Below are 13769 nucleotides of genomic sequence, written 5' to 3' on the forward strand. Positions count from 1 at the left end.
GCATCGTAAATGTTTTCCAGGTGTGGGTTAGGAGGCTATTTGGGGAAGCAAATGGGTAATAATTTCATCTTAAGGACAAGAACCAAGGCTGTAGCGTTATGTATTGCTGCGGCTCTGATGTCTATGCAGGCTAACGCCAGAAACCTACAGGATGTTCGTTTAGGAAATTATCTTATCCCGGGGGTATTTGGTCAGGCGCTGACCGAAGGTATGACCATTCCTGTATTGCTACGTTACAAAGGTGGCAACCAACAAGAAAAACAAAAGGTAGCGGATGCGCTGGTGGTGCTGGAAAAAGACCGCCTGATGATAAGAGAAATTACGCTGGCGGAAGAGTCTGAAGGGGCAACGTTGGCCGAGACGACCCAGACATTGATCCGTGGTCTGAAAGATCGTTTCTTTGATCAAAATACCCATATTGCCGTTTCGTCCGATGCCGATTTGAACCTGAATATCCGTTCATTTGTACTGACGCTGGACGTGAGTGAAAAAAGCTTGGGGACCGCAATTATCCCACGAACGAGTCTTCTGGGACTCTCTTCGGTGCCGCATTTCAGTTCGGTGCTAAATTACGATCTCGGTGTTTACCGCTCGCAGTTAAAAAAGGGCGAGAACACCTCGAATAACTATCTGACCCTGGATAACACCTTCGGCTTTGCGGAGCATCATTTCAATGTGAACGGCTCGTTTTACGGTATTGGGGAGTCCCAGCAGGATTCTCAGCTTTACCGCGCCATGTATGAACGGGACATGAGCGGACGCCGTCTGGCATTTGGCTTGGTTGACACCTGGAACCTGCAATCGTTGGGGAACCTATCGGCACTTAACTCCAGCAAGGTGTACGGCGTCACCTATGGCAATAAGTCCGCTACCCAGATCCAGAATACCCAATATTCGCTAACGCCAATTACCGTATTCTTACCTAGCGCGGGTGAAGTCCATATCTACCGGCAGGGGCGTCTGTTGAACATCCAGAATTTCCCGATGGGCAGCTTTGAGGTTGATACCAGCCGTCTGCCGTATGGGATTTATGACGTTGATGTCGATGTGGTGATCGACGGCAAAACCCATTCGCGTATGCGCCAGACGATCAACAAAGCCTTCTCTGGCAATAATGGCGTGGCGCAAGAACTTAACTGGCAGCTCTATGGCGGATATGTTAATTACGACAGCCGCAATAACCGCACCAATGGTAGCACCACCAACGAAACCTATCTGGCAGGGGCGTCGGCGGCCATGTCGATCCCGGAAATTCTCAAGATCGCCTCGGTCCCGGCGATATTTGGCCTGGCAGTGCAAACCTCGACCTATACCTTCGACAAGAAGGTGGTGAATGAAACTTCGATCAACCTCAACGTGAACCAGTTCGCCAGCTTGGGCTGGCAGGGGTTGCTGTCGCAGGGCGGGCGTTACCGCAATATTTTAAGCGCCAGCCTTATGCTACCGAAAGGCTTCGGCAGCGTGTGGGCCAACCGGGAGAAGAGCCATATCGGTAAGGAGTTGCCGGTCTATGAGTCGGACAGCTATTCCTATGGCGGAACCCTTAGCCTGAGCCGGTTCTTTGAACGTGGTGGGCAGCTTACGCTTAGCCGCACGGTAGATAAGCGCGAACGTAGTACCTCTAACAACCTGGAATACTCCACGTCACTATTCTCCGGGCGTTATGGCACGGTCAATCTACGCGCCGGTATCCAGCGTTATCGCTATGATTTCCAGTCCAATAGCACCAACCAGCGCTATATCTCGCTGGACTTCTCTTTGCCGCTGGCCGCCTGGTTAAGCACCGGTGTGTCTTCCAACAATGGCAACGTGCGGGCCAACCTGGCCGGCAACAAGAGCTTCGATGACTCGGCGTTTACCTCTGCCGGTTTCAACCTGGCCAAGCTGGTCAAGGATAAGCACAACGGTGACAGCGCTTATTCGGCCTCTGGCTATGCTGCCTTCGATACCAAATACAGCGCGGGCACCTTGTCGCTCTCACGGCCTGACAACAATCGCCTCAATGGCAACCTGACTGCGCGCGGTGCAGTGGCCTACAGCGATAAGAACTTCGCCGCCAGCGGTATTCAGGAGAAATCTGGGGTGTTGGTAAAAACCGGCTTCATCGACGATGCGGTGCTGTCGGCTCAGATCGATGGCCGCAGCTATCCGCTGAGCGGTAAGAATAACTTTATCCCGTTGCCGCCGTACTCGAGCTACAAGGTTGAACTGATGAACGATAAAAACTCGATGGACAGCTTTGACATCGTCAAGGGGCGCACTCGCAATGTCACGCTGTATCCGGGCAACGTCGCCGTTTATGAGCCGGAAGTGAAACAGTTAGTGACGGTGTTCGGCCGTATGACCATGGAAAATGGCCGGGCGATCGCCAATGCCGCTGTGCGTAACCACATCGGTAAAACCATTACGGATGCGACGGGCGCCTTCCAGATGGACGTTGATAAACGCTACCCGAGCGTGTCATTGACCATGCCAGATAATGGTATTTGCGAAGTCGATCTGGATTTGGCCAAGGCCAAGGGCGTGAAGTGGGTCGGCGATGTGGTGTGCAACGTGCAGACCATACTGGCACAACGATGAGCAAAGGGTGTGACATGAAACTGCGTAATATTTGCCAGTTGGTTGGGGTACTGATGCTGGCTGCCTTCTCTAGCCAGGCGGCCAACGTGAGCAACAGTTATTTCTTTATCGAAAATCAGGTGGATGGAGAGTACTTCATCACGCCACAGAGCACCGATCCCCGTTTCAGCGGGGCCAACGCGTTTACCAAATATGCGTCAGGCGACCAACGCAGTTTGGGCTATATGGGCTATACCGGGCTGATCCAGACCAATTCGTTCGCCGATATCTGGCTGGAGGATTCTCCCATCGCTCGGCCATTTATTGGTAACCGCTGTATGAATAATGGTAGCGGTTGCCCCTCGAACGGTTATCTGCCGGGCTATATTGGTGATAATGGCGTTTATCACGTGGCGGTTAACACCAGCAGCGGTGAAGCGCGTTATGGGCGTGGTATTTTCTCTGATTCGGCTTATGAGTATTTTAAAAATGTGTCGGTAGGCTCGACGGAAATTTATAAATACCGTTTCTGCTCTACCCGCACGGACTACAACCCTGCAGCAGGGCAAAGCTGCGTCAGCGTAGGCGGTTCGCAGACCAGCCATGAGTTCACCATCACCAAAGCGGGTAATTTGCAGTTGGAATCTACCAACGCACTGCAGGAAATTTTTATCGACAGCAATGGCAATCCGGTGATGGGAACGGGTTCTCAGTTCTGCTCTGTGGGCTACATTGGCTCACTGAGTGGCGCGATCTGTAAGCTGGTGTCTTATCAGATGCAGGGGAGTACCCTTTCGCCGATGCGCATGAACATGAAGCTCAACACTGCTGCGCTTGGGTTTACGCCTGCGGCAAATACCATTCGCCTGAGTGCCGATGGTGCCAGTGGTTGGGTGAACTACAGCGCCACGACCAACGCGGCGAATTTGATCAAAGCCGGTAGCGGCGGTATTTATGTCTTTTTATCGCAGACCTTCCTGAAGAACCTGATCGATCGGGGTGTGGATCTGAGCCACAGCCAGGATTTCTTCACTTTCCTGTTTACCAGTACGGTGGCACCGCAGTCCGGATATTACGAATTCTCGCCTTCGAACACTATCTTGCTGATCCCGCGCGATTATGGGATTAGCATTATCTCCAAAGACCTGGTGCTTAATCCCAAGCGTGAAGGCAAAGTCGGCAGCACAGAACCGCCGATCGTGTTCGACTATATTGTGACTACCTCTGGCCCAAGGCAGGCTGATAGCATTACCGCGCAGGTTTACGGTCCGGCAGGGCAGGTCAATGGGCGCCCGTACTGCGTCTTTTCCTCTACCGACGGTAAACTTAGGGTGCCGTTCTCGGCCTATCTGGCTTATACCGACAACGTCGGGCAAGTTGTCCGCACGCGTGCCAGCTGTGATGATGCACCTATCAGCCTGAATGCGGCTCGTTGGGTAAGAACCGCCTGGCCGGTTCCCTCACAAAACGATGGCAGCTTTTATCGCACCGAGTTGTCTCTCAGCTTCCCGATGAATGAGGGCAATTCGATGTGGACCCTGGATGGGCGGGATTGGATGGGGATTGTCAGCGCCACCGGCGAGGTAAGGGTCAGAGCGGTCTGGACCGGCCCTGATATCCAATAGGATCGAAAATGACGATAAGACTAGGGTGGTGGCTAGCGGGGCTGATGTTGGCGTTTCCGGCGCAGGCAATTTACCTCTCGTCCGGAGTATTTACTCTGGAGAGCGATCGCACCTTCTTCTCGCGCCAGTTTGTTAACAACACCAAAGAGACCAATCTGTATGTGATCGCTGCCTATCGGATTGCCAAACCGGGGGTTGATGAACAACCTCAGCCCCTAGAACAGGGCGAACTGCTCTATACCCCACTGCGCAAAATACTGGAGCCGGGAGCGTGGGAATATTTCAAGATCTTCTATCGCGGCCCGGCGGACGAGCGCGAGCGCTATTATCGCATAGTGATCCAGGAGATCCCGGCCAACTTGATGGAGATGCAGGGGGGAGACAAGACACCGCTGGTATCCCCGACCATGGCGCTAGATACCATCATGGTAATTCGCCCGCGCAAGATGCGTTTCACTTATCACTATGATCCGCTGGCCGGGGTGTTGAAAAACACCGGCAATACCTATTTCCGCGTGATGATCCATCAGGGCTGCGACGGGCAGGATGACACCGCCAAGGTGTTCAATCTGTTGCCGGGGGAAAGCTATCGTGGTGCCGATCTGCGTGGGCAGAATCGCAAGTTTATTATCGGGTTCAACAAGTATCAGCGTCTTGGGGAGCAGTGTTTCGAGCAGGGGCAGGGATAGGATCCCCACCCCAGTTCACCACCAAAGCTAGACTTCCTTGCGCCCCAGGTAGCGCTCTTTCATCAAAGAAACGCCAATCGCAATATCCAGCACTGGCGAAGGCGGCAGGTAGTTTGCCTTACCGAGTTCCTGCATCGCGCCAATCAGCGGATGGTCGATCCCTAGCGCATAGTCCGCCAATAACGTCCCGGCAATGGTTTGCTTGGACACGCCTGCGCCGTTACAGCCCCCGGCGGTATAAATGCCCTTCTTCAACTCGCCCCAAACCGGCGCGCCATTACGGGTGACGCTGATGGTGCCAGACCAGGTACTTGTCAGCGGCACATCCCTCAGCTGCGGGTATATCTTGTTGAAAATCTGCTGATGCAACAGGGTCGCCTGATAGGTCTGTGCAGCGGTGATCCGGCCGTTCAAGGCTGGCGTCACATGTTGGCGGATCAGGAAACGATGATCCTGGGTATAGCGCACCGTTGCTCCAGCGATCGCGTTGACCGGTGTCAGCCCCCAACTGTTCATGGTTGGCAGCTTTTGGCGTTGCTCTGCGGTTAATGGTGCGGTGATGCTGGCGAAAGTAGCCATTGCCGCCTGCTGGCTGGTAACCGGAGCCAGTTCCCTGGAGAGGGCGTTGGTGGCTAACATCACGTTGGCTGTTTTAATCGTGCCAAAGGGGGTAACCACCTGCGTCACGCTACCGTGCTGGATCGCCATCACCGGGGTATGGTTATACATCGTCACGTTGTCCGGCAGATTATTTGCCAGGCCGACGATCAGGCTGGCAGGATTAACCAGGATCGAGCTTGGGGTATAGATGCCCTTATTGTAAAAACGAGTACCCAATTTTCGATACAGCGCCTCCTTATCCATTATTTGATAGGGTTCGTTCATGGTATCGAGATTATCGGTATATTCTTTGAGCACCCGCTGATTAGTCGCATCAACCTGGCAGTGATATTTTCCGGCATTCTCCCATTCGCATTCGATCCCCTGTTGCTCAATTTGCTGGGTTAATTGATTGATCCCTTCTTGTAATAAAGAGCGATACGACTGGGCTTTTTTCAACTCCGCCGTCGAGCTGCCAATATTATGGGGTAATCCGATAATAAACCCTGAATTTCTAGCCGAAGAACTCTCAGCCGCGCAGGCTGAATCAACGATGAGGATCTTCAATTTAGGATCTTGATTGGCCAGCCGTCTGGCGAAGGAAATCCCGGCAAAGCCGCAGCCCACGACCACCCAGTCGGCCTCGGTATCGCCGATCAGCGTTGGGTAAACGGTCGGGCGCAGGTCAGGTTTTAACCAGCCATTTTGGTTTTGATTTAACGGCACTGATGCATATTTCAAACTCAAGGTCCTTTTCAAAATGTTTGCCACTCAAGGTCACTAAATAGGGTTATAAAACATTTAGCCAGGCTGAACCAGCAGATTCAGCCGTTGCTGATTCACCCCAATTTATTGACGGTCAGTTATTTATAAGCAACCGTTAAGCATTGAGACACCTCATTGGATTGCTGTAGTTTGCCAATGGGGTGGAGAGAGCGGCCTGGGGATCCTCTATGGCAGAAATTAAAATCACTCAGCAGATTTATTTCTGATTTTTTCCTTTATTCCCCTGCCATAGCTGTTTAGTATCGGAATTGGTGAGAATGCCCCATTTCTTGATGTTTTCTTCTGAAAATCGGTCATTTCCGCCCAGCAAGGTAGAGTTGTTAACTGAATTATTATTGTAACTTAGTGGATTTGACTATCCTAAACGGACTTCTAAAAAATATAAGAACGGAAATATTCTATGTCACAGATGTTAGCGCTTTTGATTGTAATGGTGATTTTATACCTGGGAGATGCGGTATCCGTGCGTACTAAAGCCTGGATCCCTTCTGTATTTGTCTGCGCGGTGTTGTTCCTGTTCGGCTACTGGACGTTTTTCCCGAAGGATATCGTCAGCCTGGCCGGTATCACACCGGCGGTAGCGGTGATGCTGATGTATCTGCTGATCACCAACATGGGGACGCTGCTCTCGGTGCCTGAGCTGATGCGGCAATGGAAAACCATTGTGATCTCGCTGTCGGGGATTGCTGGCATTATCGCCGCCGTGTTTGCGACCTGCATGCTGATGTTTGATATGAACACCGCCATCGTGACCATTCCCCCATTGGTTGGCGGCATCGTTTCGGCGTTGATCATGTCTAAGGGGGCTGCCAGCGCGGGCCTGGTTGATCTCTCGGTATTCGCTATCCTGATCTACGTAATGCAGGGGTTTGCCGGTTATCCGTTAACCGCCATCATGCTGCAGCGGGAAGGCAAACGCGTGCTGCAAAAATATCGCAATGGCGAATGGCACGAATCTGCCGCACTACTGCCAGCCGATAAAATGCCAACCACGGTCAGCGCGGAAGAAAAAATGCCGCGTATGTTTGGCCTGATCCCGGCTCATTACAATACCAGCTACTTCAAGTTTCTGCGTCTGGCGCTGGTAGGCTACCTGGCTTATCTGGTATCAGACCTGCTGGCCCCGGTGGTCACCATCAGCCCGTTCGTGCTGTGTTTGCTGTTTGGCGTAGTGGCCGCCACGATCGGTTTCCTGGAAAAACAACCGTTGCAGAAGGCCAACGGCTTCGGGTTTGCGGTGATGGGGCTGATGCTGTTTATCTTTGACACCCTGAACAGAGCAACCCCGGAAATGTTGCTGCGGCTGGTATTCCCGATGCTGGTGCTGATCGCCGTGGCGGTGGTGGGCATGTTTGTCGTCTCGTGGATCGTGGGTAAATTCCTTGGCGTCAGCATGGAGATGGCCTTCGCGATCTCCCTGACGGCGATGTATGGCTTCCCGGCGGATTACATCATCACCAACGAAGCGATAACGGCGCTGACCAAAGACGAAAAAGAGCGTGAGATCCTGACGCACCACATGTTGGCACCGATGCTGGTCGGCGGATTTATTTCCGTGACGATGGTTTCCGTGGTGCTGGCAGGCGTTATGGTCGGTTACATCACCCCAATCGCAGGATAAGTCATGAGCTATGCAAATCAGCTGCGTATTCAGCAGCATCTGGAACAACTGGCCGAGTTTACGGCTACGCCGGGCGAAGGCACGACGCGTATGAGTTACAGCCCACAAGGCCAACAGGCGCGGGCTTATATCAAGGCGCAGATGGAGGCAGCGGGCCTCAGCGTATGTGAGGACGCCATCGGCAATATCTTTGGTAAGAGCCAGGCGCAGGACCCGGCATTGCCGAGCGTGATGATCGGCTCCCACTTTGATTCTGTGCCCAACGGTGGCGCTTTCGACGGCCCTGCCGGAGTGGTGATGGGGTTGGAAGTGGCCAAGCTGTTCCAAGAACATCGGTTATTGCCGCGTTACCCGCTAGAAGTGGTGGCGCTGGTGGAAGAGGAAGGGGCCAGCTTTGGCCGTGGCCTGCTGGCTTCCTGTGCGATTGCAGGTAAGGTGGATGCTGAAGAGCTGCATCGTCTGCGCGATAGCCAGGGGCAATCGGCGGCACAGTGCATGGCGCAAGTCGGTTTTGATGCGGATCGGGTGGCCAGCGTGGTGCGGGAGCCGCAAACCCTCAAGGCGTTTATCGAACTGCATATTGAGCAAGGGCCGGTGCTGGAACAGGAAGGGTTAGACGTTGGTCTGGTAGACGTGATCGTCGGTATCACTCAGTTGGTTGTCACCATCACCGGTAAGGCCGGGCATGCGGGCACCACACCGATGGATCGCCGCCATGATGCGCTAGTGGCTGCCAGCCAGGTGATCTCTCGCGTTGGCGATTTTGCCCGCGAGGCCGGTGATGAAACGGTCGCCACCACGGGGAAAATTCAGGTGTTCCCTAACGGGGCGAACGTGATACCGAGCAAGGTGATTTTCACCGTCGATATCCGTTCCAAGCGGTTGGATAAGCTGCAACAGGTGGTTGAGCAAACCAAAGCCTGTATCCAACAGCAGGCCGGGGCGGGGATCGCCTGCCAGATTGAACAACCGTTGCTGGTAGAGCCGACGCGTCTGCACAGCGGTATCCACAGCCAGCTGCAAAAACACAGTGAAGCGCTGGGCCTGAGCCACCGGACTATGGTCAGCGGAGCCGGACATGATGCGATGATTTTTGCCGGTATCACCGACGTGGGGCTGGTGTTTGTTCCCAGCAAGGACGGCCTGAGCCACCACCCCGACGAGTGGACCGACTATGAGCAAATTCAGAAAGGCATCGACGTTATTTTTCAAACGGTAAAAGAGATCACAGAGGCAAGCAGTTATGACTAATCAAGCTATCGCGCAATCCATTAAAGCCCACGTGGAGGCGATGATTGCGTTCCGTCGCGATCTGCATGCTCATCCGGAACTGCCTTGGGAAGAGGTGCGTACCACCCAGAAGGTGGCGCAAGCGCTGGAGGAGATTGGTATTCCTTATCGTCTGACGACGCCAACGGGCGTGATTGCCGAGATTACCGGTGGGCAGCCTGGCAAGACCGTGGCCCTACGCGCCGATATGGATGCGTTGCCGGTACAGGAACTCAACGACTCATTAAGTTATAAATCGCAAACCGACGGCAAGATGCACGCCTGTGGGCACGATGCCCACACCGCCATGCTACTGACGGCAGCAAAAGCCTTGTATGAAAACCGTGAAAGCCTGCGTGGCAACGTGCGGCTGATTTTCCAACCTGCCGAAGAGATTGCTCAAGGCGCGCGTGAAATGGTGAAGCAGGGCGCGATCGAGGGCGTGGATAACGCATTTGGTATGCATATCTGGACCACCAGCCCATCGGGCAAGGTGTCTTGTAATGTCGGCTCTACTTTTGCTTCTGCGGATTTGCTGAAGGTGAAGTTCAAAGGGCGCGGCGGCCACGGCTCAATGCCAGAAGCCTGTGTGGATGCAGCGGTCGTTGCTTCGGCCTTCGTGATGAACGTGCAGGCGATCGTTTCCCGTGAAACTTCGCCGTTAGAGTCGGCAGTCGTGACCATCGGCAAAATGGAAGTCGGCACCCGGTTTAACGTGATTGCTGAAAATGCGGTGTTGGACGGCACGGTGCGCTGCTTTAACGTCGAGGCTCGTGAGCGTATCAAGGCGGCGATTGAACGTTACGCAGAGCATACGGCGGCCATTTATGGCGCGACGGCACAGGTGGAATACACTTACGGCACCTTACCGGTGATCAACGAGGAGCGCAGCGCGTTGCTGGCACAATCGGTAGTGCGTTCGGCCTTCGGCGACGAGGTGTTGTTTGCCGAGAAACCGACGACCGGCGGTGAGGATTTCAGCTTTTTTATTGAAAATATCCCCGGCTGCTTTGCCCTGTTGGGCTGCGGCAACCCGGAGAAAGGCACCGACTGGGCGCACCATCACGGCTGCTTCAATATCGACGAAGACGTGATGGCGACCGGCGCGGAGCTGTATGCGCAGTATGCATGGAGCTACTTGCAGCAGGATGCGTTTTAAGCCTGGGCAAAATTGCGTGCGGTGAGATCCCCCTCACCGCATTTATCAGTCAGTCCTCCGGCCCGCTCATCTCGCCGATAAAGTCCATTCTGTCACTGAGCCAGGTGTTCACTATCGCATCGGCAGCTTTAGCCGCCTCGCTAGCCGAGAAATGTTTCTCGGTTTGCAACCAGCCCATGGTCGCCAGACGCGCCGGTTCAATGGCGACAAGCAGTTGCTCGCGTTGTGCTTGCGGCCAAACCTTATCGTCAGACCAACTGCGGATTAGCTGTGCAGGATCGCCCGTGGCTGGCGTATTCTGGCTTGGCTTGAGGAAATCCTCGGGGGAGACGGTGGCGCGCAGGCGGAACATGGCCCAATCGGCATAGCTGGCAAAGCGGATGGTACCGGAATTCTCACTGGCCTTGCCAATCATCGGTTCTATTGCCTTGGTAAGTTGCTGCCAGGCCGGTCGTTCAAACAGATCGCCCTGCGGCGAGCAAATGGGAGCCTGTGAATCACGAGATGATCCATATAACGCCCCAAAGGCTTCATAAGCCGCTGCGCCCTGCTGCTTGAAGATAAAACAGTGCGCATAGGGGCGGCCATCGGCGTTTTCGTAGCCGGCTCGCTCAATGGTCATGCGTAAGAGCGTTAAAACAGCGACATCATGGCCGGTCTTGGGATCGTTCTCGATATCACGTAACACGGATTGGGAGAATGTGTCGTCGTTCATCGCCTTGATCACGCTTTGATGCCTGGTTTGTACCTCGGCATCCGTGACCTTGCTGGTGGGCGCAAACTGATGCAGGTAAATCAGCCAGGCGGAGGCCAGCGGGCCGCGATAAAGCTGCAACTGCTGTGCCGCCGTAACCGGGTCTGCCGGAATGCTGGCGATGATGTTATCTAGCGCCGAGGCGGCCTGCTTGGCAGTGTTCTGCAACTGGGCGGCGCGTTGGCTAAATAAATCGCTCAGGCAACTTTCCTGACCGTTGCAGGCATCCCGTTGCTTCAACCAGTTACGCTGCTCGGTGCGTAACGCGTCGGCCTGATCCCCTGGCAGGCTTGCCATTGCTAACCGGTAATTTTCGGTCAGTTGGCTGTCGAGACTGCTAAGGTCTGGGCTATTGCAGATGCTATGTTCGATATCACTGGTGGCTTTCTCACAATCGAAAGAAGCGGCTTGCACCGCCGTGTTGGCCCCGAACGCCAGGCATAGGCAGAGCAATAAGCGCGATAAAGCATGGCTGGCCAATGTTGTATCACGGAGAGAGTTAGCGCGTTGAAGCCTGACTGTCATGCTGAATTCCTTTTGGTTGTCTATTGGTTCGCCCAGTCACTATTTTTAGCTTATCGCCTATGTTTTCTAACACCTATGGAGTTGTTCTAGGCCAAAGCAGAGATGTATGAACCAAAGCGACTATCCAAACTGTATTTGACTGAATTTCGTACACTAAGCGATAATTTTGATGTGGAAAAACTTCACGTGTTCCAACAACTTCCCCTTCATGCCCCATGAAAGGAAATGCTGCGAGGCGTTCGGCTGTGGCTTCAAACAGTTCGTCCATCTTGATGGCTGCATCGGGATTTTTTTCGACAAGGTAATCCCATATCTGTTCGCTGTCATCAAGCGCCTGTTTCGTCCAATGAACTCTCACTAGTTACCCTTAACTTTTGCCCTTCGCGCTGCAAAAATAGCCTTGGCATCTTCATGTTCAACACTCTCCCCGTTCGCTATAGATTGACGGGCTGCATTGACTTTTTCTTCCAAAAAATGGCGATACTCATGGCGTTCAATATATTGTCGCATAAGCTCACGAACAACTTGTGATGCTGGGCGATGCTCCGCCTCGGCGGCAGCCATAAAAGTATCGCGTAGTTCGGCTTCAAGCTTCATGGTAAAAACGGCCTGTTTACTCATAGATAAATCCTCATCAAGGTACTAACTAAGTATATACCTTTTTATTGCCTTGAAGAAAATGACAGGGCGCTTTCATTGGGGAGACAATACCGCAATAGATCCGCGCAAAAAACAGACTGGATGGATTTACAAGAAGTTGTTCCATTGGTTGGAATTGTGATCGCAAAATGCGGCAGAGACTTGCAGATTATGAGGGCTAGCGTAAAGTCTTTGCTCTATCCTTACTCGATTTTATTACTTATCTACAATAGATTGGCAGTGGTTTCATTGTATCTATGTAATAGCTCTATGGAAGCAAGGCGACTTGGTAGCTTTAACAACCAACATCGCCCCCAACGTTCAACCCAGCGCTGCAAACCTCGCGCGGATTTCGTCTTCCGGCAAATCGATGCCGATAAACACCATCGTGCTTTTGCACTCTTCTTCTGGCAGCCATTCACGGTCCCAGTCGGCGTTATACAGCCGTTGCACACCCTGAAACAGCAGGCGGCGCGGTTCGTCTTTGATCGACAAAATCCCCTTGTAGCGCAGCAGGTTATCGGCGAACTTCAATAATAAGCCTTCCATCACCTCGGAAATCTGCATCAGCTCCAGCGGCTGGTCGTGATACACCACGATTGACTGGATATTATTTTGCGCTTGCGGAATGCGGCGGAAAACGGGGGTTGCCAGGTTGAGCTTATCGTTAAGCACAAAGCCTTCGATATCAAACAGCACGCCGAGATCGACATCACCGTGCGTCACCTTATAGACCGGCGCGCGGGCGTTCATCAGCTGTAAACGTTGGATCAGCGCTTTGTTATCCGGTACCACATCGGTTTTGGTCAGCAGAATACGGTCGGCATAGCCCACCTGGGCCTGCGAGATAGTGAACTGGTTCAACTGTTGATCGGCATGTACCGCATCCACCAGCGTGATAATGCCGTCCAGCAGGAAGCGTTGGCCGATGACGTCGTGCGAGAAGAAGGTCTGGGTGATCGGGCCGGGATCGGCCATGCCGGTGCATTCAATAATCAGCCGGTCGAATTCCAGTTGCCCCTGCTCGACGCCGTCCAACAGATCCAGCAGTGCATCTGCCAACTCGTTGGATTTACTGCAACAGATACAACCGTTGCTGAGGGTAGTGATGCGGCTGGCGCGGTCACCAATCAGCGCGTTATCGATCGGCACCTCACCGAATTCATTCTCGATGACGGCAATCTTGTAACCGTGGTTTTCATTCAGAATGTGGCGCAGCAGGGTGGTTTTGCCCGCGCCCAAAAAGCCCGTCAGGATGGTGACTGCAATGGGTTTCATGCCTGGTCCTTGTACTTACTTAACTAGCAACAGCGCATACCGCCTTTGCCATCGCCACCGTAGCGGGCATCCTGGCGTTCGCGGAAAAATTCTTTATAGGTCATCACCGGCTTGTCCGGGTGGTTGTCTTTCATATGCTGGACGTAGGTCTCATAGTCAGGCACGCCCACTAACATGCGTGCTGCCTGTCCGAGATATTTACCCGCCTGGCCGAGGTTTCCGAACATGGGTTTACTCCAAAGAAAAATACCCTACATAACGTATT

The 13769-nt window shown here is 53.4% G+C and carries 12 protein-coding genes; 6 read left to right on the plus strand and 6 right to left on the minus strand.

The genetic code is table 11. From position 1 onward, the window contains the following. Positions 1 to 117 precede the first annotated feature (117 nt). Genes KGP21_RS03925 through KGP21_RS03935 form a run of 3 tightly spaced genes read left to right on the plus strand, consistent with a single transcriptional unit; the run spans position 118 to position 4873 of the window. Entirely contained in the window at positions 118 to 2580 is a 2463-nt protein-coding gene (locus tag KGP21_RS03925) for a CS1-pili formation C-terminal domain-containing protein (protein ID WP_094982242.1), read from the plus strand. Positions 2581 to 2594: 14 nt separating this feature from the next. Beyond that, positions 2595 to 4184 (plus strand): hypothetical protein, encoded by a 1590-nt coding sequence (locus KGP21_RS03930; RefSeq protein WP_021807865.1) that lies wholly within the window; start codon positions 2595 to 2597, stop codon positions 4182 to 4184. A gap of 8 nt (positions 4185 to 4192) precedes the next feature. Further along, the gene (locus KGP21_RS03935; RefSeq protein WP_021807866.1) at positions 4193 to 4873 is read left to right on the plus strand and encodes a hypothetical protein; all 681 of its coding nucleotides are present in this window, start codon (positions 4193 to 4195) and stop codon (positions 4871 to 4873) included. A gap of 27 nt (positions 4874 to 4900) precedes the next feature. Here the strand turns inward: KGP21_RS03935 and KGP21_RS03940 are convergent, their stop codons facing one another. Further along, a complete protein-coding gene (locus KGP21_RS03940) occupies positions 4901 to 6214 on the minus strand; it encodes an FAD-binding oxidoreductase (RefSeq protein ID WP_059199609.1) in 1314 nt (437 codons plus the stop codon). A 445-nt stretch (positions 6215 to 6659) separates the two neighbouring features. On the opposite strand from KGP21_RS03940, the gene KGP21_RS03945 reads away from it, so the two are divergent. From KGP21_RS03945 to KGP21_RS03955, 3 genes are read left to right on the plus strand one after another with little or no spacing between them, the layout of a single operon-like run. After that, positions 6660 to 7880, plus strand: coding sequence for a hypothetical protein (locus tag KGP21_RS03945; protein WP_021807869.1), 1221 nt, complete (start codon positions 6660 to 6662; stop codon positions 7878 to 7880). Positions 7881 to 7883: 3 nt separating this feature from the next. Then, entirely contained in the window at positions 7884 to 9131 is a 1248-nt protein-coding gene (locus KGP21_RS03950; protein WP_179252859.1) for a Zn-dependent hydrolase, read from the plus strand. Next, positions 9124 to 10308, plus strand: a complete 1185-nt coding sequence (locus tag KGP21_RS03955) for a M20 family metallopeptidase (RefSeq protein ID WP_021807871.1) — start codon at positions 9124 to 9126, stop codon at positions 10306 to 10308. Before KGP21_RS03950 ends, KGP21_RS03955 begins: the two co-directional genes overlap by 8 nt. Positions 10309 to 10357: 49 nt before the next feature. Here KGP21_RS03955 and KGP21_RS03960 read toward each other — a convergent pair whose 3' ends face one another. The 5 genes from KGP21_RS03960 to KGP21_RS03980 all read right to left on the minus strand — a co-directional run bounded on the left by KGP21_RS03960 (position 10358) and on the right by KGP21_RS03980 (position 13731). Further along, positions 10358 to 11587, minus strand: a complete 1230-nt coding sequence (locus KGP21_RS03960; protein WP_223537260.1) for a lysozyme inhibitor LprI family protein — start codon at positions 11585 to 11587, stop codon at positions 10358 to 10360. 73 nt (positions 11588 to 11660) lie between these two features. Further along, on the minus strand, positions 11661 to 11945 hold the full coding sequence (locus KGP21_RS03965; protein ID WP_071784895.1) for a type II toxin-antitoxin system mRNA interferase toxin, RelE/StbE family: 285 nt from the start codon (positions 11943 to 11945) through the stop codon (positions 11661 to 11663). Continuing rightward, the gene (locus tag KGP21_RS03970; protein WP_021179157.1) at positions 11945 to 12208 is read right to left on the minus strand and encodes a CopG family ribbon-helix-helix protein; all 264 of its coding nucleotides are present in this window, start codon (positions 12206 to 12208) and stop codon (positions 11945 to 11947) included. The genes KGP21_RS03965 and KGP21_RS03970 overlap by 1 nt, the downstream gene beginning before the upstream one ends. A gap of 339 nt (positions 12209 to 12547) precedes the next feature. After that, positions 12548 to 13504 carry a GTPase gene (gene yjiA / locus KGP21_RS03975; protein ID WP_223537262.1) on the minus strand — a complete coding sequence of 319 codons (957 nt, stop codon included), beginning with the start codon at positions 13502 to 13504 and terminating at the stop codon, positions 12548 to 12550. Positions 13505 to 13527: 23 nt separating this feature from the next. Beyond that, the gene (locus KGP21_RS03980; protein WP_179249570.1) at positions 13528 to 13731 is read right to left on the minus strand and encodes a YbdD/YjiX family protein; all 204 of its coding nucleotides are present in this window, start codon (positions 13729 to 13731) and stop codon (positions 13528 to 13530) included. Positions 13732 to 13769: the final 38 nt, after the last annotated feature.

It is taken from the genome of Serratia sp. JSRIV004 (assembly GCF_019968705.1).
GTDB classification, from domain to species: Bacteria; Pseudomonadota; Gammaproteobacteria; order Enterobacterales; family Enterobacteriaceae; genus Chania; species Chania fonticola_B.

Excerpts from the sequence above, each read along its gene's own strand:
- KGP21_RS03980 (WP_179249570.1), bottom strand. The coding sequence starts at position 13,731 with ATGTTCGGAAACCTCGGCCAGGCGGGTAAATATCTCGGACAGGCAGCA.
- KGP21_RS03960 (WP_223537260.1), bottom strand. The coding sequence starts at position 11,587 with ATGACAGTCAGGCTTCAACGCGCTAACTCTCTCCGTGATACAACATTG.
- KGP21_RS03970 (WP_021179157.1), bottom strand. The coding sequence starts at position 12,208 with ATGAGTAAACAGGCCGTTTTTACCATGAAGCTTGAAGCCGAACTACGC.
- KGP21_RS03935 (WP_021807866.1), top strand. The coding sequence starts at position 4,193 with ATGACGATAAGACTAGGGTGGTGGCTAGCGGGGCTGATGTTGGCGTTT.
- KGP21_RS03955 (WP_021807871.1), top strand. The coding sequence starts at position 9,124 with ATGACTAATCAAGCTATCGCGCAATCCATTAAAGCCCACGTGGAGGCG.
- KGP21_RS03950 (WP_179252859.1), top strand. The coding sequence starts at position 7,884 with ATGAGCTATGCAAATCAGCTGCGTATTCAGCAGCATCTGGAACAACTG.
- KGP21_RS03930 (WP_021807865.1), top strand. The coding sequence starts at position 2,595 with ATGAAACTGCGTAATATTTGCCAGTTGGTTGGGGTACTGATGCTGGCT.
- yjiA (WP_223537262.1), bottom strand. The coding sequence starts at position 13,504 with ATGAAACCCATTGCAGTCACCATCCTGACGGGCTTTTTGGGCGCGGGC.
- KGP21_RS03945 (WP_021807869.1), top strand. The coding sequence starts at position 6,660 with ATGTCACAGATGTTAGCGCTTTTGATTGTAATGGTGATTTTATACCTG.
- KGP21_RS03925 (WP_094982242.1), top strand. The coding sequence starts at position 118 with ATGTCTATGCAGGCTAACGCCAGAAACCTACAGGATGTTCGTTTAGGA.